The 23,317-nt window shown below is 37.7% G+C and carries 21 protein-coding genes and 1 pseudogene; 7 read left to right on the top strand and 15 right to left on the bottom strand.

What is annotated here, in order from left to right; translation table 11 throughout:
* Positions 1–986: 986 nt before the first annotated feature.
* The 13 genes from traG to ACFILL_RS07090 all read right to left on the bottom strand — a co-directional run bounded on the left by traG (position 987) and on the right by ACFILL_RS07090 (position 13,700).
* Entirely contained in the window at positions 987–2,903 is a 1,917-nt protein-coding gene (gene traG / locus ACFILL_RS07150) for a Ti-type conjugative transfer system protein TraG (protein ID WP_375643569.1), read from the bottom strand.
* A gap of 155 nt (positions 2,904–3,058) precedes the next feature.
* Entirely contained in the window at positions 3,059–4,690 is a 1,632-nt protein-coding gene (locus ACFILL_RS07145) for a BID domain-containing T4SS effector (protein WP_375643568.1), read from the bottom strand.
* 10 nt (positions 4,691–4,700) lie between these two features.
* Positions 4,701–4,874 (bottom strand): antitoxin VbhA family protein, encoded by a 174-nt coding sequence (locus ACFILL_RS07140; RefSeq protein WP_275065231.1) that lies wholly within the window; start codon positions 4,872–4,874, stop codon positions 4,701–4,703.
* A 107-nt stretch (positions 4,875–4,981) separates the two neighbouring features.
* Positions 4,982–6,052 (bottom strand): P-type DNA transfer ATPase VirB11, encoded by a 1,071-nt coding sequence (gene virB11 / locus ACFILL_RS07135; protein WP_273790955.1) that lies wholly within the window; start codon positions 6,050–6,052, stop codon positions 4,982–4,984.
* Complete coding sequence (virB10, locus tag ACFILL_RS07130) at positions 6,049–7,209, bottom strand: type IV secretion system protein VirB10 (RefSeq protein ID WP_375631334.1); 1,161 nt, start codon at positions 7,207–7,209, stop codon at positions 6,049–6,051. Before virB10 ends, virB11 begins: the two co-directional genes overlap by 4 nt.
* A complete protein-coding gene (virB9, locus tag ACFILL_RS07125; protein WP_273790957.1) occupies positions 7,202–8,068 on the bottom strand; it encodes a P-type conjugative transfer protein VirB9 in 867 nt (288 codons plus the stop codon). The genes virB10 and virB9 overlap by 8 nt, the downstream gene beginning before the upstream one ends.
* Positions 8,065–8,769 (bottom strand): virB8 family protein, encoded by a 705-nt coding sequence (locus ACFILL_RS07120; protein ID WP_273790958.1) that lies wholly within the window; start codon positions 8,767–8,769, stop codon positions 8,065–8,067. Before ACFILL_RS07120 ends, virB9 begins: the two co-directional genes overlap by 4 nt.
* The gene (locus ACFILL_RS07115) at positions 8,723–9,037 is read right to left on the bottom strand and encodes a type IV secretion system protein VirB7 (protein WP_273790959.1); all 315 of its coding nucleotides are present in this window, start codon (positions 9,035–9,037) and stop codon (positions 8,723–8,725) included. Before ACFILL_RS07115 ends, ACFILL_RS07120 begins: the two co-directional genes overlap by 47 nt.
* Positions 9,038–9,247: 210 nt before the next feature.
* Positions 9,248–10,225 carry a type IV secretion system protein gene (locus tag ACFILL_RS07110; protein WP_273790982.1) on the bottom strand — a complete coding sequence of 326 codons (978 nt, stop codon included), beginning with the start codon at positions 10,223–10,225 and terminating at the stop codon, positions 9,248–9,250.
* The gene (locus ACFILL_RS07105) at positions 10,212–10,697 is read right to left on the bottom strand and encodes a type IV secretion system protein VirB5 (protein WP_375643566.1); all 486 of its coding nucleotides are present in this window, start codon (positions 10,695–10,697) and stop codon (positions 10,212–10,214) included. The genes ACFILL_RS07110 and ACFILL_RS07105 overlap by 14 nt, the downstream gene beginning before the upstream one ends.
* Complete coding sequence (locus ACFILL_RS07100; RefSeq protein ID WP_273790961.1) at positions 10,694–13,048, bottom strand: VirB4 family type IV secretion/conjugal transfer ATPase; 2,355 nt, start codon at positions 13,046–13,048, stop codon at positions 10,694–10,696. Before ACFILL_RS07100 ends, ACFILL_RS07105 begins: the two co-directional genes overlap by 4 nt.
* Before the next feature lie 22 nt (positions 13,049–13,070).
* Positions 13,071–13,379, bottom strand: coding sequence for a type IV secretion system protein VirB3 (locus ACFILL_RS07095; protein ID WP_273723684.1), 309 nt, complete (start codon positions 13,377–13,379; stop codon positions 13,071–13,073).
* Positions 13,380–13,700 (bottom strand): TrbC/VirB2 family protein, encoded by a 321-nt coding sequence (locus tag ACFILL_RS07090; RefSeq protein WP_273790962.1) that lies wholly within the window; start codon positions 13,698–13,700, stop codon positions 13,380–13,382.
* A 398-nt stretch (positions 13,701–14,098) separates the two neighbouring features.
* Between ACFILL_RS07090 and ACFILL_RS07085 the strand changes: the two genes are divergently transcribed.
* From ACFILL_RS07085 to ACFILL_RS07075, 3 genes are all read left to right on the top strand, one after another.
* Positions 14,099–14,824 carry a hypothetical protein gene (locus ACFILL_RS07085; RefSeq protein ID WP_375643565.1) on the top strand — a complete coding sequence of 242 codons (726 nt, stop codon included), beginning with the start codon at positions 14,099–14,101 and terminating at the stop codon, positions 14,822–14,824.
* A gap of 1,048 nt (positions 14,825–15,872) precedes the next feature.
* On the top strand, positions 15,873–16,106 hold the full coding sequence (locus ACFILL_RS07080; protein WP_375643585.1) for an EexN family lipoprotein: 234 nt from the start codon (positions 15,873–15,875) through the stop codon (positions 16,104–16,106).
* Between the two features lie 169 nt (positions 16,107–16,275).
* On the top strand, positions 16,276–16,422 hold the full coding sequence (locus tag ACFILL_RS07075; RefSeq protein WP_273790964.1) for a hypothetical protein: 147 nt from the start codon (positions 16,276–16,278) through the stop codon (positions 16,420–16,422).
* 706 nt (positions 16,423–17,128) lie between these two features.
* Here the strand turns inward: ACFILL_RS07075 and ACFILL_RS07070 are convergent.
* Positions 17,129–17,483 (bottom strand): annotated as a pseudogene (locus tag ACFILL_RS07070) (helix-turn-helix domain-containing protein).
* A gap of 1,180 nt (positions 17,484–18,663) precedes the next feature.
* Here ACFILL_RS07070 and ACFILL_RS07065 point away from each other — a divergent pair.
* The 4 genes from ACFILL_RS07065 to ACFILL_RS07050 all read left to right on the top strand — a co-directional run bounded on the left by ACFILL_RS07065 (position 18,664) and on the right by ACFILL_RS07050 (position 22,592).
* Positions 18,664–19,509: a TIGR01459 family HAD-type hydrolase gene (locus ACFILL_RS07065; protein WP_273790965.1), complete on the top strand. Its 846-nt coding sequence runs from the start codon at positions 18,664–18,666 to the stop codon at positions 19,507–19,509.
* The gene (locus tag ACFILL_RS07060; protein ID WP_273790966.1) at positions 19,509–20,510 is read left to right on the top strand and encodes a bifunctional riboflavin kinase/FAD synthetase; all 1,002 of its coding nucleotides are present in this window, start codon (positions 19,509–19,511) and stop codon (positions 20,508–20,510) included. Before ACFILL_RS07065 ends, ACFILL_RS07060 begins: the two co-directional genes overlap by 1 nt.
* Positions 20,511–21,827: 1,317 nt before the next feature.
* On the top strand, positions 21,828–21,968 hold the full coding sequence (locus ACFILL_RS07055; RefSeq protein WP_375637739.1) for a hypothetical protein: 141 nt from the start codon (positions 21,828–21,830) through the stop codon (positions 21,966–21,968).
* Between the two features lie 408 nt (positions 21,969–22,376).
* The gene (locus ACFILL_RS07050; protein ID WP_375643564.1) at positions 22,377–22,592 is read left to right on the top strand and encodes a hypothetical protein; all 216 of its coding nucleotides are present in this window, start codon (positions 22,377–22,379) and stop codon (positions 22,590–22,592) included.
* Positions 22,593–22,621: 29 nt separating this feature from the next.
* On the opposite strand, the gene ACFILL_RS07045 is transcribed toward ACFILL_RS07050, so the two are convergent.
* The gene (locus ACFILL_RS07045) at positions 22,622–22,951 is read right to left on the bottom strand and encodes a TIGR01244 family sulfur transferase (protein ID WP_375643562.1); all 330 of its coding nucleotides are present in this window, start codon (positions 22,949–22,951) and stop codon (positions 22,622–22,624) included.
* Positions 22,952–23,317: the final 366 nt, after the last annotated feature.

Below are 23,317 nucleotides of genomic sequence, written 5' to 3'. Positions count from 1 at the left end.
GTATTGAGGGCCTTGATATGAATCCCATGAGTAGTTAGAAAATGAATTTTCTACAAATTGACTTTGGGTAAAATCTTCGTTCTTTGAGGTGTAAGGAAGAGGTCAAAAAGAAAAATGTTGCTTAAAATTGTTGTTTTTTTCCTTTAACAAAGTTGTTTGCAAGAGCGCTTTGATGAGGGGCGTGGATATGGCGGGTGCGATCGCTCTTGGTTAGCGGATGGTGCTGGTACTTTTTATACACAGTACTCAGATTGGTGAATCTATGGGTAAAAGCAGTTATCAAGAATTTTTCTCCATTATGTTTTTCTTACTGCTCCATATGAATATCTTGCCATACGAACATCTTGTTTGTGTATTTTTGCAACAAAATGTTTTTTATTTTGTATTGTTGCTCTTATTGTATTGCGCTGTTCTAAGATCCATAAGAGAGAAAACTCTTTCTTTGGTTGGGAGAAAAGCCTTTTTCAGCGCTTTATCATTAAAATAGAACACTTTATGATATCGTAAAGGGGGAAAAGCTTGTATAAGAATGATTTATTCATTTTGATGTATATCTTAAATGTTTTTTGGGAAAAAATCGATGTTCTTGAGTGTGGGTGTTTTGAGAGTTCTTGTCTCAAAGATCAATCTTTTGTTTTTCTTAAGTCTTGATATTGGGGATTAGCGTTGTGAAATGTTTTTGGTTGTTTGTAGGGGATAAATTATACACAAAAAGCTTTGTAGGAATGTATTTGCAGACTTTCCCAAGTGGAGATGTTGGTTTAGTTATAGGTGATTTGAGGGGGTGGTATTTTTATAAAGATGATGGGCGCTGGTAAAACGATACACAAAATACAAAAAGGAAAAAACACGGATTTTTTTATCATGTTTTCCTTATATGTGTGAGGAAGCGTTCAAAAACTTTTTGTTAACAGGTTTTTAAAAAATAGAAATCTATGTTGTTTTTGTGGTTGTTCTTTTCATAGTCAAGATCTCATAATAGGAGGTTAGTTTTTCTTTTGTGGGGCAAAGCGGTTTTTTGCAGCTGCGGCTAACATTTCTTTTCTTCTGAAATAAATGGCGCGACCACATCGCAAAGGGGGGTGTCCTTGCATAAGAATAATTTGTTCATCTTGACGCATTTCTTGAATAACTTCATGGGGTAAAATCAGGGCTCTTTGTTGGTAATTGACGTTGTATGAACTCTTTCCTAAGGATAAGCCTCTTGATTTGCTTGTTCCGGTGACTTCAACGGTCATTTGGCCACAGCGTTCTGAAATGTCTTTGGCTGTTTGGAGGTCTTTAATGGCAGCATAGCTGACAAAAGAGCAGCTTTCAAACCATGAGCGTGCTCCGGCTTCTCCAAAGTGATTGACCAACTGACCAGAGGATTGATAAAAAAGCATTAAGGATGTACCGTATTTACGTCCACGATCGCGTGCTTCTTCTAAAATATTCATATAGCCTAGAAGATCAACTTCATCTAAGACAAATAAAACACGCTTTTTATAGTTACCGTCTGCTGTAACCATGGCATTGAGAAAGGCGCCAATAATTACACGTCCAATAGCTGGATAACTGTTTAAAATGCTTGCGGGGAGATTGAGAAAAACATCTGTATTGCCATTTGCAATATCTGAGGAAAAAAAATCATCTCCGCAGACAAGATCTGCGTAATTGGACAAAGAAAGCCATTGGGTATCTTTTGAGGCGGTTGTATAGACTCCTGAAAAGGTTTGTTCTGCCATTTCTGTAAAAATACCAACCATTTCACGAATAAAAGGAGAAGGTGTTGTTTCTTGAATCATGCGTAATTGATTAACAACAGCTGTTTCTGATTGAGAGAGAATGCCACGCAATGTTTTTAAATTGCGCTCGTTGTCTTCATATTCATCAGAAAATACAACGTGAGCAAGAAGAGCTGTTAATAAATTATGGGCTTGTGTCGAGAAATATTCTGCTGAAGAATTGTCTGATTTTTTATCTGTAAGGAGCAACTTGGAAAAGCTTACAATATTCGCTTCGCGTTGTGTGCGTGGTACGCTGTCGTCTAAAAGCCAATCGATGACATTAAAATTTTTTGTTAAAAATGAATTGGGATCGAGAACAATGACATTTCTATTCCCCATCTTTTGACGCGCAAATTTGACCATTGGGGCAACTTCTGTTGAAGGATCAAGACAAACAATAGACCCTGGATAGGTTAAACACGTAGGAACTACTGTACTTGTGGTTTTATAGCCACCAGAACCAGCAAAAAAGATCATATGAGTTGAACCAAAATCAAGATTAAAGGTTAGCAAAGGGGCTGTTCCACCCTTTCCCCATGTTGTTTTATTGCCAGGCGCAAAGGGAATTTTGCACACATTATCTTGATCAACACGGTATCTTTCACCCACAACAATTTGCCCATTGGCAGGAAAGATTTTTGCTGCCTCTCTTAAATTCATCCAAGAGGCCTCACCAAAAACACCTTTTTTTGCACGCTTGACCTTATTTTTAGGTGGAGAGGTTGTTATGAATTGAATGATGGAAAGAAAACCACCAATGATGATGCCAAAGACAACCATGGGGTCCATGAATTGAAGCGCATAGCTCCACGTTATTCCTTGTTGGCCAACATAGGGACTTAAACGTTTTATTTCACCACCAATATAGTAAAGAGCGGTTGTTCCAAAAAAAACAACGGAGACAAAAGTGATTATTTTACGTAAGTGCAGTTTTTGCGACAGACTATACAACAATGAAACAGCAGCCGTTAGTGCTAAGACTAATAAAGGCTCAGAACGAAGAGTCCAATAAATTTGATCGCTCTTTAGTCCATTTGTTATTAACAGTAAAAAATGAGGGACAAGGAATATCGTTAAAGCACCTAAAGCGATTGGTGTTAAAATAAGTACCATTTGTGTTTTGGTATATTTCATTGTATTTTACTCTCAATTCTATCAGAATATGTTGCGAAATGCTCTTTTTCAGGTACGTGATATTAACTCTCATCTCTTTTTGCAAAGGTGCAGATAACGCCAAACAGTTTTCGTTTATGAGCCTTTCTCATCAAGGAGGAAGGTTTTATCCATTCTTAGCAGGCCATAGCGAATGCTTTGGAATGGCGCATTGTGCATATTTGTGCTTGCTGATGTACTTCTTTGGTTTGCTTAATAATTTGTGTAATTTGTTTGGCTTTATTTTCTGATACACCAATGCTTTGAGCCAGTGTTTCATAATCATTATTTTGAACTGCTTTATGTTCATTTGGTGAAAGACGGGTGTTGATCTTTTTTACAAAGTTGCTGAGCTCTTTTTGACATAAAGGATTTTTTGCTAAAGCTTCCTGCTGTAATTCTTTTGGCAAGGCGAAGAGATCTTGCAAGCTTTGACTTGGCATTTCTATTGTTTTTGCAAGGCGACTTTGTTCTGTTGCATGTTCTTGCGTGATTTCCTTTTCAGCATATTTTACAGCATACGCGAAATTTGCAACGGCAGTACAGAGCATACCAATATGATTTTTAGCGTTTGCACGTGCCTGATTTTGTAGTCCACATAAACTGAAACCTGCAAGACGAGAAACAGAGCTCGGTGCCCTTTCAATCTTGTTGGCGAGCTGTTGGCCTAAGCTTGGATTTTTGATGATTTCTACCATCTGTTTGTCTAATGTTTTTGTATTACCATAAACAATTTTTGACAGTTTCTGGACCTGTTTTAGGCTTACGTGGACACAGGCATCTTCTGCAACCATTTGGGCCGTTTCATTTTTTGTCAAAGGGGCTAATTTCTCTTCTGGAATAAGAATGCTTTCAAGCTCTTTTGTTTCGGGAACGGTAAAGGTAAATTTATCACCGGGTTTTAATGTTTTGAGTTGTTCTGGTGTGAGATGTTCTTTATTGCCGATAATGTAAGCTCCTTTTACATTGCAGGCAAAGCTGTTAAGACCAGCACCTCTATAGGTGCCCGTGTAGGTTTCACCTTCCTTTGTGACCATAACAGGGCGATCATTCACACTACGCCCAAGTTCTTTCGTGTTGCTCATGAATTCCTTTAAAAGAGGTATTTTATTGGGATTAGAGATATCGTCAAACAGATGTTGCATTGGTTCTAGATTGTCATTTTGTATTGCTGCAACACTAGCAACCAACATGCGTTCTTTTGTAACCAGTGAAAAATCAAGCTGATGCCCTGCGGCTTTGGCAAGATTTTCAAAAAAGATCCGTTGTGTACGTCCGTTGCCTTCTCTAAAGGGGTGTGTATAGTTGAGAGAGGCAAATATTTTGGCTGCTTCATAAGCAAATTCTTTGCATGATAAATCCTGCAAATTATTTTTTTCGGCAAGCGTTTGATCTAATTTTTGTAAACCTTCTTGTAATTCGCTACCGACTGCAAAATTTGTTATTTTTTTCATTACTGGAGCGACGGCAGTAGTACCATCTTCAAATGTAAAGGGAACATTGCGGGTTTGTCCAGCCCATTCAAAGGTATTTTCAAATAGACATTGATGAATAAGGCATAGATAGGAGCTATCAAACTTTTCTGGTAAGGGGGCTTCACGCAGATTAACCATCGCTTTTGCTGAATCATGCGCACATCTTGCCGTAAAAGCGTCAAGGTTTGTTATTCCATATTTATTTTTTAATGTTTTGCTTTTAGGATACATATAATGTTCAGGGGAAGGCACTGTGGATGTCACATCTGTTTTTTTTAATTTTGCTTTTGGCATTGTAGCTTCCTTATAATGTCGTGTTGTCCATAAGAGTATTAAATTCCTCGAGTGAAATATTCCCCTTTGCGTATTCTTCTAAAATTTTCAACGTTTTGGAATGAAGCGCTATTCCCTCTATTGCATGGGTGCTGATGGCTGCTTCAACGGCTTCACGGCGTTTTTTCAATTCTTCTTCTGTCATCGATAAAAGATTTTCTCTGTTTTCTGTTTCTTTGGTTTTCACGCATTTTTCCTTTTATTTGCAATCGTTTCTTTAAAAGAGCCTTTGGCAGCCGGTGTGATCTTCCTTTAGTCCCCTCCAAAGATGTTTCGTTGTTTGAAGGGATCGTAATAAATTTCTGTGACTTTAAATTTTCCTTCAATCCGTTTGCATTGGATGATGATATCAATCATTGAAATCAACAGTCCTCGAATATCATCACGCTCTAAATCACCACCGCCTTCACTTTCTTTGACCAAAAGGGTCATCTGCTCAAAGGCTGCAAGGGCTGTTGAGGCATGAACCGTTGTAATGGAGCCTGGATGACCTGAATTGACATTGCGGATATAATAAAAGGCTGTACCATCTCGAAGTTCTTGCAAAAGAATACGATCAGGACGCATCCGTAAAGATGATTCAAGCAACTCTTTGGGGCCAACGGAGGCTAAGCCTTGTCCATCTTTTGAATAGAACATTGAGACATGGTTAGGGTGTGGTATCACCAATTCTTGTGTGTCTTCGATGGTGATAATACGCTCTTCTTGAGGGATTTTTGCGATTAATGCTTTTGATAATGTTGTTTTACCCGAACCGGTTTTTCCCGCAATTAAAATATTTTTTTGGCATTCTACAGCTTGATTTAAAAAGGAGACAAAGTCTTTATTACAGTAGGCATGAGCTAAGTTATGCTCGATGATTTTGAGTTCGTTAAAACGAGAATGATAGTCATGCAAGGGCGTGAAAGATACCCGTTCACATAGCGAGAAGAGGCCCTTATTTGCGAGCTCTTCGAGAGAAAAACTCTGCGATGACGGTTTACGAATTGTCATACTAATCGTGTCTTTTTCGACAGCGGGCGGAATGACAATTTGAATACGCTCATTGCCTGGTAGCGTTGCAGATAATATTGGGTTTTTGTCCGATATGTTTTGCTTGGAATAGGATGCGACAACTTTCGCAATCCCCATAAGCTCATTAAAAGAGAGAGCCGGAGCTTCTATTGTTTTCCATCCATCAAACCCTTCAGTCATTACTTGATAGGGACGATTGATAACAATTTCAAAGAGACTATCATCTTTCAAAAAAGTACTGATGGGTTCAAGTTTTGTGAGAACAATCGCAACGGTTTCATCGCTCATGGTATGTAAGTTTGAGTTCATTCTAAAGTTACCGCCGAATTTTTGTAAAAGTTTCTTGAAACAGCTCGATTGATAATCTGTTTTTTGTTTTCGATGACTTTCAATTTATAAACGCTGGAAAAATCTAAATCGCGGGCAACAAAGATATTCACCATTTCCCCTTGGTTTTTGGATAATGTTGGAGGAATATTGGCGTAATTTTCTACGAGAATGTTTGCGATGTTTTGTCCTGAAGAGACTGTTTCAGTTTCTTCTTTTTCCTGTTTTTTTGATAAACGTTTATTGGCATAGTGTGTTACATCTTTTATTAGTGATACAAGAAGCGCAGACCCAATCCTCTCAAGCCAATGGTTATCAATATCTCCATCCATACCAGAACGCCCTAAAGCATCCGTTGCCGGTGAAGCTAAGGATATAATGATACCATTGGGGGTTTTTGCTCTATTCCATAGTACAAAGAGACGTGTTTGGCCTTTTTTCAATCCGGCGCGATATTCACCAACAATTTGGGTGCCTTTATCAAGAAGGACAACACGACCATTGTCTGATAAGATATCTCTGGAAACAATACAACTGGCAAAACCTTGTTGATCACTGTTGATGGCTGTTTCTAAAATACAAGGGATAGACGTTCCCATCGCGATGATGTAGTTTCGATTGCCAAGGGTTGAAGCACGAATACCTTCAAGCACTGTGGGTTTAAGAAGATGATTAAAACGTTGTGTTATTTCATCAGGTTTGCTTTCAAGTTGGTGAGGCAAAACACCATTATTTGTTTGTGAATTTATTTTGCCTTGTTGTGTACTTGCATAAGCTAATACAGGAGCACGTTGTGCTGCTTCCAGCAGTGAGTTATCAGAATTTAATTGATTGATGTTTGGTGTTGGTAGCTCGACTTTTGGTAATAGAGCGTTATTTCGTTGAGGCTGTTCAAAGGGGGGAGGGGTAGGCTTTGCAGGGCGAAAAAGCTCTGTTTGTTTTATAACGTTTCCTTCTTTTGAAGATTCAATTGGTTGTTTTTTGTCTGTAACAAGTGTTGAATAGGCTAAATAAAGACAGACACTGAAAAGAATAATAAGAGCAATAGCTTTCCCCACATTGTTCTGTTGACTTTTCCCTTGAGCATTTTTTATTGTATCGCGATCATTAATGCTTTTTTCATCCACGGTGTTATTCATGGCTGCTTCCTAGGTTCATTTTACGTTGTACAGATGGTGATGTCGTACCTGTTTCAGGATTAATTCCTTCTGGTACGAACCTTTTATTAAAGATGCACAATACTTCATTCCCACGTCGTAACGTGAATTGTGCACCTGTTGCATGAACAATAACTTTGTTGCCTTTAATCGATTTGGGAATAAGCGCTTCTTGCCCATCAGGCGATACAATGTAAATGGCAGGGATTTCAATGTTGCCTAAAAAGATAAAGGTTGTTGTTTTCCCATTATCATAGACAGAAGCGGGTTCAATAAGGGAAGAGCCTTGGGCTTCATAAGCCCAATTGCGTGGTCCAAAATCTTCATGGATATTTAAAATATCATTGACAAAGTTTTCTTCACGTTGTTTTTCTTTTTCTGCTTCGGCTAATTTCTTACGTAATGCTTCATCTTCTGGGTAACGAAACTTTACCAAGAAATACGTCTCATTGCCGGCTGAAACATCACCTTCACGGACTTGTAGCTCGAATTGATAAGAGCGTTGTGTTCCATCTTGGCGGCTTGTGACAATTTGTAAATTGGTCACAGGTTGGACTTCACGTGGTTTGAGAAAAACAAAGTGTCCAGCCGGAGCAACTTGCCAAGCAACCGAATTTCCAATTCCTACATAGGTTACTTCTTCATCAACGGCAAATTCTAGTTGAACCGAAGAGCGAATGGAGCCAATGATTTGTACGACGTTGTAGGGGTCATAATTGACAAATCTGATGCGGTTATCTTTACGTGCACTGACAGGCGCTGTTTCTGCAAGTGAGAGAACTGTGTGAAAGCTGAAAGTGATCGTAAAAATTAAAGAGATTGTTTGTAAAAGTCTGATCATTTTATCACCTCTGGATCAGATCTATATTCCGATACTTGAAAACCAAGAGGGTTGATAAGACGATCAGACGTTGAAATGTGTGCGTTCACGTAGGAAAAATTTAAGATTGAAATCCAATGGGAAATATTTTCTTTTTCATTAAAGTCTCTGATCGTTTTATAGTAACGAACTTGGATAAGATCTTTGCTTATAAAAGAGATTGATTTGATTGTGACCGTAGCAATCATGTTATGATAAATATTTTGCGGACTTTCTGGATTATTGCCCGCGTACCATTTTGCAAAACGGTTTTGTTCTTTTGGAGAAGATAAAAGAGAAACTAAGCGAAAATTGTTTTCTGCTTCGGATGCTTGAAAACCTTCACGAGCACGAACATATTGGCTGGCAAAATAACGCGTTATCGCTTCATCATAGTCGTTAGGGGATTCTTTTAGGGCGCTTACAGTATCAATAATGCCTGTTGAGTTATCAACGCGGATAACAAAAGGCTCTACTGTTTTCAAAGGCGTCAAAGCTGCGACAGCTAAAGCCAGCGCAATCGTCATCAATCCCAAAAGCACTGTTAAAGCCATGGAAATTTTCATCCGCACGCGCATGCTATGCATGCGATCAATGTCAAATGAGCGCGCTTCTTTTATATATTCTTCAAGGGCATCACTTTTCACGCATAACCTCCACTTTTTTATCAGATCGTGCTTCATGAATAACCGGCTTTAATAAAGCTGAATTGAGTGCCAAATTGGCTGTTACCTTTTCACTTTCCAAAGTATTGAGAATGATGGGAGTGGTAACAGGCTTTACGCTCTTTTCTGAGTGGACAACGTTTTTATTGTCCCAATTCCACTTATCTTTATTTAAAGCACGTGTATGTTTGCCATTACAGCGTGGTGGTTTTTTAGGGCCACTCAAAGAGGCACAACCAGTAAGAGCGATTGTTAGGACCATAACAAAAGTTATTTTTCGTTTCATTTTTTGAACTCACAAATATCTTGGAATACAATGCATGAGAGCCTTTATTCTGAACATTTTTACAAATTTATATGATGCAAGATTTTGATTGGTTTTGTTGTAAGACCCAAGATGCTAGATCTTTCATGGAAAAAGATCATGGTGCGTGCGCCAAAGGGCGCACGCAAGGCAAAAACAAAAATGCTTATTCTTTTAAAGAGGTGCTTTATCTTAAAATCGACCACGTCCACCTCCGGATCTTCCTGCTTTTGCCGCCGCACCTGCCGCACCTTTACCGGCAGCTCCTGAGATTTGTAAAGTGGCACTTTTTATTGCATTCCCACTCGCTCTTGCACTATTGGCAAGCATTGTGAAAACCTGTCCTCCTGAAGAGACAGCAGTGTTAAAGTATGGTCCGCCAGAGGCCAGCGCTGTTGCAATACCGGGAAGCGCACGGAAGATAATAACCCCTATGATCGAAATGACGATGACAGGGGGGAAAAGAACATAGATTGATTCATATGAAACTTTGAGAACCTGTAGGATAACTTGACATATAATGGTTCCAAGCATGATCACGAGAACTTGTAAAATGGTAAAATTGATCAAAGTTGTAATCCATGCATCGGAGTATTTTCGCGTTGCATTGAACAAATACAAACTAATGAATAGAGGACCAAGACCTATAATCATGACGAGTGCAACTTGTGCAAACATTTGCACAATAAAACCACCTATACAAAAAAGAATAACCGCGAGAAGCATGATAGAACCAAGAAGACCCACAATGATCTTTTCAAAAAACCAAGCATTGTATAAGACTTCTTGATAGCGCGAACTTGCCTTTAACAAAATATAATCAAAAACATTGGAGCTTGCAGGATTGCTGTTAAGCGCATTCCCAATAGCGTTGGATAAATCTTTGAAGAAAATATCCTTGACGTAAGTATTAAATGTATCCGCATTCGTTGCCATTGTTGTAACAACAACGATTTTAACAACATTATTGAGAAGACTATGCATGGAAAGCGCAACGCGACCTGTCATAACATTATAGCCATAAAGAAAGATAAAAATGATTGCAGCGAGATTTAAGGGCGCTGAAATAGCAGAAGATAGCCCACTCACCGTTGTGTCCATCACATTATCTAAGGGTTTTAAAATATACCCAGAAACGCTTTCAAAGGGAGAAAAACTAAAGTCTGACATTTGTATTCGTACTTTCAAGTTTTTCTTTTAATTGTTTTTCTTTTTCTTTTAATTGTGCCTCAAGATGTTTATGCTTTTGTTGTTCCTTTTCTTCACGTAATTCATCTTTTGTTTTCGTATCTCTTGCTTGAATCATATCGAGAGACTGAAGTTTTAAAGAACTTACTTGAAGATCTGCTTGAAGAAGAGAAAGCTTTACTTGAATCTCTTGTCGAAGGGTTTGCAATTCTTCGGGTTTTGTGTCTGGTTTTGATTTAATATTTTCAAGTTGATTACTTATTTCTTTAATTTTTTTTGCAGTATCTGTTGCACTTTTATAAATGGTTTCAGCTGTTTCTGATTTTGCAGCATCTAATTTTTGTGTGTTCTCGAGTGCTTGTTTATAATATTCCTCCGCATCGGGTGTCGTTTGTGATATTGCATGAGAAATAAAAGAAAAAGATAACAGTGTAACTAAGCCATATTTTTTCATTGATTTTTTCTCCTTTGATAAAATATGGGCAGCCATTTGTCAGGGTCAGCTCCATATTCGTTGATAATTTCATTCATGAGTTCAATGTTTTTTGTTGTGCCGCTTAAAACGGCGATCTCATCATTCATTCCACGTAAGTTAAGTTCTGCAACAACGGAACTTTGCCCCTGTTTGACGAGAAAACGACGGGATTCTCTGCTTAATTCTGACTGTATCAGTTCAAATTCACGCTCAGTAAGTTTGAAAGCTTCGACATAATCATTATAATTTGCTTTTTGATTTGGAAAAAATATTTGAGTGGGGCACTGCTCAATAATTGTGTGCGCGATTGTTGAGTTCAAAGCATCTTTAGGGCTTTGTGTTGCAAAGAGCATCATGCCATTTTGTTTACGGATTGTTTTTAGCCGATCTTGAGCAAAAGCTTTGAATGAATCATCTTCCAAAGCTTTCCAGAATTCATCAACGACAATAATGATGCGCCGCCCATCAATCAAATCAAGAATGCGGTGAAAGAGATACATCATTAAGGGACGCCGAATTTCTTCATTGTCTAAGAAATCGGTCATGTCATATCCAATGAATTGCGCATTTAAATTGAGATCATCTTGATCATTATCAAAAACCCATCCTAAATCATTGCCTCTAATCCAGCGTTGCAGCCGTATGGCAATCCCTTCTTTGGATGTGTTGTCAAAAAACAGTTGAAGTGCACCAAGAGAGCGCTGGGTTGGGGGTAAGTTTTCTAAGGAATCAATAGCTTTGGCGATATCTTGTCGCTCTTCTTCTGTTACGATTTGCCCTTCAGCGCTTACCAGCTTTAAGATCCAATTACGAAGAAAGATTTTATTTTTTTCGGTGTATTCCATGCCCTTTAAGGGAGCAATACCCGTGGGCTGCCCGTTTTTTAAAGGTTTGTATTTCCCTCCTCCAGCCCGTACAAAAATCTCTGCTCCTTGATCTTTATCAAAAAAAACCATTGTTGGATTGTGTTTTTGTAATTGTGCAAGAAGAAAATTAACAATCACTGTTTTACCGGATCCCGATGGACCACAAACAAACGTGTTTCCAAGATCGCCATAATGAAAATTAAAATAGTAAGGTGAACCAGCCTGTGTTTTTAGCAATGCGACAGCAGCTCCCCAAACATTATCTTTCAGTTTGCCAACGGGAAAAGAATGGAAAGGCGATAAAGCGGCAAAGTTTCTGCTAGTAATGGCGCCTGAACGCGCCCGATAGCTAAAGTTTCCAGGAAGCTGTGCCCACCATGCTGCTTCCAATCCTAAATCTTCTCTGGCAATCACCGCTCCTCCATTGGTTAAATGGGAACGTGCTTTTGATAAGTTTTCAGACAATATTTTGGGATGATCAGCAAAAACAGCTAAAGAAATGTGGTGTTCTCCCAAAACAAAACGGTTTGATTCTAAATCATCTAGCGCTTCATCTAGTGCATCGATTTGTGAGCTAGCACGATCAGCTGCATTGATCATTTGATTTTGTTTGCGGCTCATAATCGCACTGGCGGCTGCCTTACTTTTAAAGACAAAGGATTGTGTTAAAATGAATTCAAATGGCACCGTAAGCAGACCATCAGTCATACCTGGGCGTGTTTTAGAAGGATACTCTTTCCATCCAAACATGCCCACAAAGCGTTCATTGCTTTCATGGCGAATTTCGATAATTTCTTTCCCAAAAATAACACGATCTGAGTAAATTGTTGAAGCAATAGTTCCAAATGTGAGAGGAATACGCTCACGTCTTCCCCCTACCAGCTGGTGGAGAAATTCACTTTGTTCGGAAAATAAAAGTCCTTCATGTTCATAGATTGATAGCAGACGGACTTCATATTCTTCCAAACCTTGCATAAGATCTTGACTTAACTCTTCGAGTTTACGAATAGCTTCCTCATCGGGTTCAGATTGTGTTTTCTTCGCTTTGCTCAAGCGCTGAAAAAATGAAACCAGCTTTTCTGTTTTATCCGCTGCCGGATTCCAAAGCAGTGAAATAAACAAATCATTTCTATACAGTTCTTGTGAAACCATTTTCTTTTTATATTTTTCATCTAATGTTGTTGCAAAAGATGAAAGAAAATGACCTTCTGGGTATATCGTTTCACGGCGGCGGATGATGTGAGAATATAAAGCAAGCCGTTCGTCTGCGATATTTTTTAAAAGGGTGTTTAATTGGTTGTGTAAAGAATTTAATTGATCAATATCCGCAGTGTCAAAATTTATACCCTCAACAGCCAACACAACCATTAAACAACGTGAATTTAAAGCAACGACATGTTGGTTGATGTAGCGTATATAGGGAATATATTCTTCAGGCAAAGTTTCCCGTTTCATTATTGACATCTGTTTCACCGGCTTCGTTCCTTCAGCTTAGTTCCTTATAAGTGCGGATAAGGCGTAAAGGGGAGGTCGAACCTCCTCCCCATCTGTTGAGGTTTTTTTGTTTTCCTCGGGTATTGAGCCATGCAAATAATACGCGAAATTGGTTGTGATCATACTTTGTCACTTCTCGCAAAATAAAGTGTATCCCAATCCCAAGACCAAACATGGTAAAATCACTGGTCAAAATGAAAAGAATGGATGTCGCCATGACATTAAGCGCCATCGCTTCCATTGTAACACCAGCAAACATGGCTGGGCGCGTACAGGCAAGGAAAAGAGTATCTTCGTTCATTTATGTTGTGCCCGCTAATTTACCAACGAGAGCAGGGGCACCAAAAACAATAGCAATCCCCAGAACACAGTAAGCTGCTTTGCGTAAGTCAATAAAGCCGTACATCCAACCAATCCCCACAGCAGCAACACATATAATTGCAATAAGCTTTGCCGTTGCACCCGTCATCATTGCGACAATGTTGCCTAAAACACCATCAAGATTCCCGAAACCACCTCCACTAGCAGCAGGAGCAGCATAAGAAAGATCAGATACAAAAACTGCCGTAAAAAGCAGCATGGTCACGATAAAAATGATGTTTTGGAATCTATTATCTGTCATTTTACCTCTCTTTAACAAATAATATTTGTTCATATGTCGACATTCCATTGCCTCTAACAAACTGGAGAGTGTTGTCATTTGATGACAGTTTAATTCTCCTCATTTGTTTGTTTTAAAAGCCTTGATCGTGGATCTGTTCACTCTCAAGCTCTTCTTCTTAAAGAGACAGAAGTCTTTTCAAATTGAGATTGTGCTACATGAAAATGGCAATTTTAAGTTGTACTCGTTTGCAAAAACAACAATATTAAAACAATGCAAGAAGGAATATTATTCTTTACAAAGTGTAGTTAATATGCAACACAGATATTTGAATTTTTTCTTTAAAAACAAGGGGATTGCTGATAAATAATGTGAAAGGATAGAAAAACAATGAATTTTTTGAGCGAGCGTGTTAAGAAATGCTATTTAAATTGATTGTTATTGTTTACATTATGGGTTCCATAGTGTGGGGATTAAGCCAATATAAAGATAAAATGGATTTCAGCATTCTTAAGACATTTGAGACGCAAGATATACAAGATATTGTCGATCTCTATCGAGAAGAAAAAAAGTTGGGTAAATTTATCACCAAACAGCAATTAGAAAAAAATGAATCAGATCTCGATTTGCAGAAGAGTGTTTCATTAAACGATGTTGCAAATAATGCTGTTGTTTTTCATGGTAAGGCCTCTGTTACAAGTGGGGTTACATTTAAATTACTGACGCCTTCTGCACAATCTTGGCGATCACATATCATCCGTGATATTCATCTTTATGGTGTAGACACATGTGCACCCCGTCAAAAAGCAAGATTAAATGATCAAGAATGGCCCTGTGGTGTGGTTACAATGGCTTGGCTTGTCACCAAAACACTTGGGCAGGATTTATCCTGTAAACAGGCTTTGATGCACAATGGTGTTTATTATGCGCAATGTTTTGTTCAAGGGGTTGATTTAGCTGAGGCAGGTCTTACAGAAGGTATGTTGGTACTCTCAAAAGAGGGAAAAAATCCTATTCCAGCCCAGTATCATCATGCGGAAGAAAAAGCACGTGGCAACAAGATTGGTCTTTGGTCAAGTGATTTCACTGAACCTTTAAAATGGCGGAGAGATAATGGATCTTACAACCCCTTTGCAAGTCCGTGATTGGTTTTAACGAACATATTTACTTAAATCTTTATAGAGAAAGCTTTATCAATAAAATTGTACCAAACCATAGAGCAAATTTGAATAAACCGTGAGATTATTTTCGTTTATGAAGTAAATGGATGATACTTCCTTTTTCAGGGAGGTTTGCTCTCAAAATCGCTCTTCTATTTTTACTTATGTGTTTTATACAAGCAGGAAAACTTCATTGTTGGTGGCAAAGCATTTTTGAGTATTTGTGTTTGAAGGAGAAAGTGAGACGATAAAAAACGCTCAAGAAACGGATTTCTAGAGCGAAGTTGAAAAAGTGAAAAATGAACAGCCCCCAAAATGGGATAACGTTTGATATAACTGATAGAATATTTTACAATGCCTTAAAAGAATTTCTAGCAAAAGTTTTCTTCATCAGAATTTTATCTTCAGGATTGGATCACGTTTTTTACTTCTTTAAAAGTGATCAATCTGTTGCATTCCTTGAAAAGCTTTCATAATTATCTGCTTCTAAATTCAGATTTCTAAAAGATGGATGGATTTCAAGTAGACTCTACACGAAGAAATCTTCGTAAAAATGATTTGCCTTGTTGATTGTTTTCTATGTACCATAAAACGTTTCTATTTAAACATTCGATGGGGGAACAATAATCAACATACAAATAGGTAAAAAGAGCTCATACTTTTTTGTTATGGCTTTGTCACCCATTGATCGTGAGACTTAAGTATTATAATGCTCATAGGCTTTCTATAGGGCTAGGGGCGATGCCTATTGCAATGTAACTATTTGAAATCAGTTGGACAAAAGCATTAATGCGCCTTCTGATTTCGTCATTTGTGTTCAGTTTTGGCCCTTTCCCTTCTCATTGTATTTTATGACAAACTCATATGATAGCTATTGTGAGCTCTTCTTTGCGTTATTTTACTCAGAGTGTTCACTTTGAAAGCAAGTCAGTGATAGTGAGGCTGTATTCTCATACAGTGTGAAAATTCAACCCTCATTTGGGGGGATGATATTAACAGATAAGATATTTAAAGAGGGATAAAATGAAAAAAAATTATTTTATTATGCACGGCTCTATTATTCGTCGTGGGGTGTGAAAAAAACTATAGCGTAGAAGATTTTAAAAAAGATGCAAAATTAAAAGAAGAATGGGGAACGAGGTGTTTTCTTTCAGGACAAGCTGTTAAGGAATCTAAAAACTGTCAAAATGTCTTACAAGCAGATACTGAAATGTTTTTCTCGCCAAAGCTTGATGTTACAGACAGTGGTCATGCATCTCAACAGTAAAGTGTGATATAAAAATTCTAAAATAAAGAAGTTACGGCTCAACGAATGCTCGCTTCTTCAATTGTTATAGCGGAATTTTTTATCATTTTTCATCTTTCAGATGAGCTTCCTAAATCATATTCGCAATCCTATTGTTTGTTTCAACTTTATCAGATTGAGGATTATGATCATGAGAGAACTAGATACATTGTCTTATAGAAATATCTCTCAAGGTATCCAAGCCTATTTTGCGACGCTGTTCGTAAAGGGGTATAAGGGTAAATCCATTGAGCCCCCCATCTTTACGCTTCATAACGGAGTAAGCCTTGCAACATGACACAGTTTGTCAGCTTGTGGGTGTTGCTTACAGCTCTTGGTACTTGAGACGGTTCATTAGAGGCATTTTTAATTCTTACTTAATAGTTTTTATCCATACGCCTCTTCCCACTTGTAACCTGCAAGAGATATAGTTTTGGTTGATTCAACATGGAACAGATTTGAAATGAAAGAATCTTACGATATTCTGGATTCTCATTTAACATGTACAATAATGAATACTCATTATAAATCAACATGTTGCCTTATGATGGAGTTGCTGTAGCATTGAGATTTTAAAGGAAAAATATGCCTTTAAGACTTTATAACAGATACTAAGTCTTTAATAGAAGATATATTAAATGCACATCATCTAAAATAAAGAGAGCGTCCATAGCGAAAAAAGGGCCCCCTTTAAATACGGATAAATGCTTATTCTGTTGTGCTGTAAAACGCTATCGTTTGCGGGTGTGGTGATATAAGACATAAGACTTTATACATGGGGTGTTTTGATGAGAGAGTGTGGTGAATATTCAAGGGAGGGCTTGCTTGTATAATTTTGTGAAAGGAACCATATGAAATGGGAATCTGAGAAGGAGCTATTTTTGAGAAGGCGGATTATTCATCAACCGGTTTAAGAAGGGGGTTGCATCCTTTGAAGGTGTGGGGAGAAAGCCAAGAATAGGGCGTGTAGCACCCTATAGCTATGCTTTTAAAGCGTTTTAATTTTAATCACAAATTAAGTTTAAAATCGCTTTCTGTTTGACAGATGTGAGGACTCTAAAACTTTTTAAAAGCAAATATTCCTCTTTGCTCGAGGCGATTTCATCATAATGGTACGGGGTGTTGTCTTTTTTGATGATATCAGTGTAAAAAAAAGGCAAGTGGAACATTCAAAATATTGGAAATTTCCTTTAAACGCCCTGCGCTCACGCGATTTAAGCCTTTTTCATATTTCTGGATTTGTTGGAAAGTGACACCTAAATGATGCCCTAATGTTTTTTGAGACATTTTTAGCATTTTTCGCCTAAAGCGAATCTTTTTGCCTACAAAAAGATCAATATTAAGATTTGGAGCTTGCATTTTTCCCCACCGGCTGCGAGCGCCCTCGCATGAGTATTCCGGGAGTTAAAAGTACTGAACTCAAATCAGCATTTTGCTTTTAGTGCTGAGAAGCACTTGGACATAGCAAAATCTCCCGGAATTCCGGGATATCCGCAAAGCGGGGTCAATTCATGTTTGAGTTTTCAGGCTTTTAATCCCTATTGGTCGTTGCGTATGCGACCAAGACACTTTCTGACTCATAAAGTAATTTTAGGAGATTGGCAATAAAAATAGTTTTTCTTGAGACGGACAGATTTTTCCAAATGAGAGGTTGTTTGCCTTTCAAACTTTTAAGGTTTGCTTACTAAACGCATGACATCAGATATGCATTTTACGAAGGTAAACCTTGGTTTTTAAGCTCAAGGCACCGCTTACGGTGTTGCTCTTAACCAATAACCAAAATGGCTTGTTTTGATGCGTCTGAGATATCATGATGATAGGGGAAAGCTTTTATGAGTAAAGAGCCCTCATGCAAAATAAACTCAAAACATTATAGATCTGATTGTTGTATATTCACACATTTTTTTAAGAAGATATTTCTCAATGTTAGCGCCTATTTTACAATGGTGCTTCGTAAAGTGTGTAGTGTAAAAGCCTCTATGAATGGGATAAAAGCTATATTGAAAAAAAGATGCTCGGACGGCATATACTCTCGGCCAGTTCAAAATATTACGACAGTTTTTGCCTTTGAAAGGGAGCATAAGAGCTATTTTTTCTTTCTTCACGTGTTTTTATCTGTAGGCTCTCCGCTTATAATGTGCAAGTCAATAGTTTTGATTGATTCAATATAAACAGATTTGAAATGAGAAAATATATTGGGCTTTCTCATGATGCATGTTTTTAAGAGGGGGATACGTTTATTTTCTCAATGAAGAATTTGAGTATTTTAGATAAAAAACTCTACCAACGTCGTTGTTGTTAGAATTAAAATTTTTATGAGAAAAATGAGCATTGGGGAATGATAAGCTTTTGCTATCAAGCATTTTAGAATTTTGCACAACTTAATGATAACTTAGTTATTTTATCATTTCTTATGATCTCTATAGACGATAAAAAGTTGGGATATGGTTTGAGAAAGCAGATGACACAAGTATTATCTTTCGGTAAGTAATTTTGAAGTAAAAGACAGCTTTAAATGACAAATAGAGATAGGTGCACCATGAATGAAGTTACCCATATTGAGACTATTATAGCGCATTATGATGCTGTTTTTTGTGATGTGTGGGGTGTTGTGCATAACGGTGTACATGCATTTGAACCAGCGTTGAAGGCGTTGTATAAAATCCGACAAATGGGAAAAACTGTCATTTTATTGACCAATTCTCCTCGGCTACGGGAAGATGTTGCTGCTCAATTACAAAGTATGAATGTTCATAGCGACTATTATGATGCCATTATCACTTCAGGGGATGTAACGCGCGATCTTATTCTGACTGCTCCGCGTAAAGTTTTTTTCATTGGTCCACAGCATGATTTGGTGCTGTTTGAAGGGTTAGAGTGTGAATTTGTTGAAGAATGGGAGGCTTCTGTTGTCGTCTGTAGCGGTTTTCTTGAAGATTTTGACGAAGAACCCTCTGCTTATGAGGAGATGTTTCGTCGCATGCGGTCGCGGAATTTACCTTTTATTTGTGCGAACCCAGATGTGATTGTCCATTATGGAAATAAAGAATTTTGGTGCGCTGGTGCATTGGCTCGTCTTTATCAACAATTAGGGGGGGAGGTGCGCATTGCTGGAAAACCTCACGCGCCTATTTATGAATGTGCCTTTGAAAAACTTCAAAAAGTACGGGGAACAGTAGAAAAAAGTCAAGTTTTAGCTATTGGTGATGGTCTTTTAACGGATATTAAGGGGGCGGCTCATTTTGGTCTTGATGCCCTTTATATTATGGGGGGGATTCATCATTATGATTATACGCAAAATGGTGTGGTTGATAAGCAAGCTTTGCATTCTTTTCTTGAACGTCATGGTTATAAACCACAAGCAATCATGTGGGCACTTCAGTAATGACTAATTTTTTGCGTCTTCAGGGAATTCATATGTTTCCCTCGGCTTGGCGGGGAGCAGTGTTGGCACTTGGAAATTTTGATGGTGTTCATTGCGGACATCAGGTGGTGTTGCAAAAAGCGCTTGATTTCGCCCGTATAAAAAAGAAACCAGCAGTTGTTTTAACCTTTGAACCCCATCCAAGAAGTTTTTTTCAACATTCAGCTCCTGTCTATCGTTTGACAGAGGCAGCTGAAAAAGCTGAAATTTTTAAAACCCTTGGCTTTGACTGCGTGATTGAACAGCCGTTTGATGCACAGTTTGCCGCTCTTTCAGCGGACGAATTTATCAAGTCGTTTTTAAAGGAAGTTTTTGATGTTTCAGTTGTGGTGACAGGCGAAAATTTTCAATTTGGTCATCAGAAAAGCGGAAATGTACATCTTCTTTGCCAAAGGGGAGAGAAATATGGATTTGAGGTTGTGCAAGTTTCTTGCGTTTCTCGTTCTCAAGATTCACAACCTTTGATCATTTCTTCTAGTTTTATTCGGCAACTTCTCTCACAAGGGGAAGTGGACAAAGCAGCCCATTTATTAGGGTATCACTATCGGATACGCTCCAATATTATTCAAGGTGAAAAACTTGGACGTCTTTTGGGATTTCCTACCGCTAATCAAATGTTGCCTCCCCAAGTTCGTTTGGCTCATGGTGTTTATGCGGTACGTTTGCGTCGTGCGAACGGTGTTTTGTATGATGGTGTTGCAAGCTTTGGTTGTCGTCCAACGGTTGTTAAAGATGGTGCGCCCCTTTTGGAAACCTATTTGTTTGACTTTAACGACGACCTTTATGGGGAAAGCTGTACCGTTTCTTTTTTCCAGTTTTTGCGAGGACAAGAAAAATTTGATGGGCTTGAACCTTTGATTGCGCAAATGCATCGTGATGAAAAAAAAGCAAAAGAAATTTTAAAGACAGTACAACCATTATCAACGTTGGATAGGCTGCTTACTTTTAAAAATATGTCCTAAACTGATCTGAAAAAGAGAGAATAGCCGTAAAAATAGCACTTAAAGTGATTATAATCACAAACATATATTCCAAAACATCGTGGAATATATGTTTTTTCCGTTGTTGAGAGGGAGAATCGAATATCTGAAGATCTGATTTTGGCATCATTTTTTTCAAAGTTAACTTTATGGTTTTTGTTGTCATTCAAAACTTTACTGCTTGTTTCTTTCTGATACGTTAAAACTCATCATAAAAGATGCAGTAAAGAATAAGCAACCAGCCTATTTAGCAATAATAGACGTGAAGAAGGAGAAAGGCTGTTTTTAAAATTTCTTGCGATTTTAAGCTTATAGTTTGATAAAATTTAATTGATGACTTTTTTTATTTTAAAAGTTTATTGTTTCTTTTTTCTAATTTGGCTTATTATGTCATTTATGCCGTATCATCGTTTATGATGAGAGTTGGTTCGTGTAACCTTACGCATGTGATATTTTGTATTATGTAATGAATATTTTTACAAAAGTTTTGTTTGTCGAGTCTTGTGAAGAAGATTTAGTGCTCAGCAGCAGTTTTCGTGCTAACCAATCACGTAAACGAGAATGAAGCTGCTGGAAAATGCTTTACGTTTCGTTTCTCTTGTATATTGTGATGGGGAATGCATATTAAGGAGACTGCGATTGATTGTAGATAAAAGAAATCATTGCGAGAAAGCAGGTGTATTTGTTTCAAAATTTCTAATGCTTTTGATGGATAAAGGCACAATTTTGTTGTCGTAACACGTCAATCTTTCAGATTTTCAAGTTAAAAACTATCCATATATTTCCTTTGTCTTTCACAAATGTAACGCCTATAATGAAAAGGAAAGACAGTCTTGTAAGGATATGAAAACACAAAGCCAATAATGTTTTGTTGTTTTTTGATAGAAATATTGGATAAAAGTTAGAACATCTTTCCAATCTATGTTCGGTCTATTCATGACTTTATGGTGTTGTTTTTCTTATAAAACTTTTTCTTTAGTGTTCCTCAACGCGAGCAGTATGTTTGAGACAAAGATTAAAGCGCTTTAATGCTCTCTCTACTGTTACAGCTTTTGTATGCTAGATGAGGAGAGCCCTATTGCATTATCCATTTGCGTAATCTCTGAAACCGGTTTACAGCTTTATTGGGGAAAATATGAAGTTATAAAGGGGAAAATCAGTCCAGATGACAGTCTTTTTTAAATTCGGCTTTGCTACTTTCAAAAGGGTCCAGAGAAATATCTCTTAAATCATGAAAATAACAGCTTCAGGCTTTTGTTGTTCTTTGAATAGGATATCACGCCCCACAGGTAAAATAAAATGCTGGAATATCCTTGTTTTGCTAATTTATGCGCTTCTTTTGAAGAAATATCTCTCAACGCTTCCCATATTCATTTTCATGATGGCTCTCATGAATGGTATCGTGCAAGCTTCGTTGAGCGCTATCATCTTTATGCCTAATAAAAGAGCAATCCGACACCATCCGTTATATTGACAAGCCTTCAGTTTTGTACAGTCTAGGCTATTTGAGAGCGTTTATGAGAGTTTGTTCTTAACTCGTTTTATTTCACACGAATACTTCCTGCTTGTGACATGCAAGAAACACGCTTTTGATTGCTTCACTATAAATAGGTTTGAGAGAATCTTACGGTATTAGGATTTATCATTCAACGTGCAAAATAATTAATTGTTATAAATCAATATGTTGTAGTTAACCATAGATTATGGCTTACGGCTTTTTTTATAAAATACTCTGCACGCCTTTTATTCGGAATATGGGGTTTTCTTAGTGGTTTTACTGTCGTTTTAGGTGTCTGTGGCGTACGAATGAGCTCGTATTGGTAAAGGAAGAGAAAAAAAGGTGGAGCAGTGATAAAAAGTGAGGTGAAAATAATTTTCTTTGATCATCATATGAATTTTACGCATTTTTATGGCGTCGGGTGTGCATGCTTGTTGTATATTGAGGAGCAAAGCTTGCTTGTAGAGTTTTATGAAGTGGCAAGCCAAGGGAAAGGCGCAAGACAAAGATTATTGACAGATTGTTTTTTACAAATCGATGTGTATTTAAGAATTTTAGTCTTTTAAGGCGAGGAGGAAGTGTGCGAAACCTCTGTTTAAAGACGCGCTAAACGATAAAGATGCAGCGAGCGTGATCCGTGATGACAATAGGCAAGAAGAGGCAGAGAGGCTGTTTTTAAAATTGTTTGCATGGCTTCAACAGCTGACTTTTCTATAGTTGGAGGAGAAATGGGAATGTGATAGGCTTTTATGCCATATTCATTTGCGACCGTTTTAATGCTAGAAAAGTCAGGTTGATGGAGCTCTTCGTGATCGGGGCGGTTACAGATAATTGTTTTAAAACCAGCTTGTGCCAATGTTTTGATATTTTCTATGCTAAGTTGGGCGCTGATAAAAATATCATGTTCAATTTGTTGTAAATTCATTTTTGTTTATTCCCAATTGCATGATCTTCACGATACCCTCTGGTCTGGTATATAGAAAGAACATAATGAAGGTAAGTTTTTCAGTGGCATCTTAACAAAAATATTCTTTTTGTCGAGAAAATCTATTTGGGAAAAATGAGCTATAAGATGCAAAATATCTCACTCCGCAATATGTTCGTTATGCGATTTATGAAAGACGGATGTTTGGTCTTTATGGATAATCTATAGTGTTTACTAAACATAGACATTTCATTGTGTTGCTTGTTTACGCGCTTGCTAGAGGCACCCTTATTTCTCTTAAGCCCATTTTACTCTGTCGAGCGTCAAAGAGTATAAAATTCATGGATCACCACCCTTTTTACGCTT

The sequence above is a fragment of the Bartonella sp. AP20NXHL genome (assembly GCF_042196165.1).
In the GTDB taxonomy this organism is placed as follows: domain Bacteria; phylum Pseudomonadota; class Alphaproteobacteria; order Rhizobiales; family Rhizobiaceae; genus Bartonella.
This window is presented reverse-complemented; position numbering and strand designations above follow the sequence as displayed.

Coding starts and splice junctions, on each gene's coding strand:
- traG (WP_375643569.1), bottom strand. CDS start 2,903: ATGAAATATACCAAAACACAAATGGTACTTATTTTAACACCAATCGCT.
- ACFILL_RS07145 (WP_375643568.1), bottom strand. CDS start 4,690: ATGCCAAAAGCAAAATTAAAAAAAACAGATGTGACATCCACAGTGCCT.
- ACFILL_RS07140 (WP_275065231.1), bottom strand. CDS start 4,874: ATGACAGAAGAAGAATTGAAAAAACGCCGTGAAGCCGTTGAAGCAGCC.
- virB11 (WP_273790955.1), bottom strand. CDS start 6,052: ATGAACTCAAACTTACATACCATGAGCGATGAAACCGTTGCGATTGTT.
- virB10 (WP_375631334.1), bottom strand. CDS start 7,209: ATGAATAACACCGTGGATGAAAAAAGCATTAATGATCGCGATACAATA.
- virB9 (WP_273790957.1), bottom strand. CDS start 8,068: ATGATCAGACTTTTACAAACAATCTCTTTAATTTTTACGATCACTTTC.
- ACFILL_RS07120 (WP_273790958.1), bottom strand. CDS start 8,769: ATGAAGCACGATCTGATAAAAAAGTGGAGGTTATGCGTGAAAAGTGAT.
- ACFILL_RS07115 (WP_273790959.1), bottom strand. CDS start 9,037: ATGAAACGAAAAATAACTTTTGTTATGGTCCTAACAATCGCTCTTACT.
- ACFILL_RS07110 (WP_273790982.1), bottom strand. CDS start 10,225: ATGTCAGACTTTAGTTTTTCTCCCTTTGAAAGCGTTTCTGGGTATATT.
- ACFILL_RS07105 (WP_375643566.1), bottom strand. CDS start 10,697: ATGAAAAAATATGGCTTAGTTACACTGTTATCTTTTTCTTTTATTTCT.
- ACFILL_RS07100 (WP_273790961.1), bottom strand. CDS start 13,048: ATGTCAATAATGAAACGGGAAACTTTGCCTGAAGAATATATTCCCTAT.
- ACFILL_RS07095 (WP_273723684.1), bottom strand. CDS start 13,379: ATGAACGAAGATACTCTTTTCCTTGCCTGTACGCGCCCAGCCATGTTT.
- ACFILL_RS07090 (WP_273790962.1), bottom strand. CDS start 13,700: ATGACAGATAATAGATTCCAAAACATCATTTTTATCGTGACCATGCTG.
- ACFILL_RS07085 (WP_375643565.1), top strand. CDS start 14,099: ATGCTATTTAAATTGATTGTTATTGTTTACATTATGGGTTCCATAGTG.
- ACFILL_RS07075 (WP_273790964.1), top strand. CDS start 16,276: ATGAGAGAACTAGATACATTGTCTTATAGAAATATCTCTCAAGGTATC.
- ACFILL_RS07065 (WP_273790965.1), top strand. CDS start 18,664: ATGAATGAAGTTACCCATATTGAGACTATTATAGCGCATTATGATGCT.
- ACFILL_RS07060 (WP_273790966.1), top strand. CDS start 19,509: ATGACTAATTTTTTGCGTCTTCAGGGAATTCATATGTTTCCCTCGGCT.
- ACFILL_RS07055 (WP_375637739.1), top strand. CDS start 21,828: ATGCTGGAATATCCTTGTTTTGCTAATTTATGCGCTTCTTTTGAAGAA.
- ACFILL_RS07045 (WP_375643562.1), bottom strand. CDS start 22,951: ATGAATTTACAACAAATTGAACATGATATTTTTATCAGCGCCCAACTT.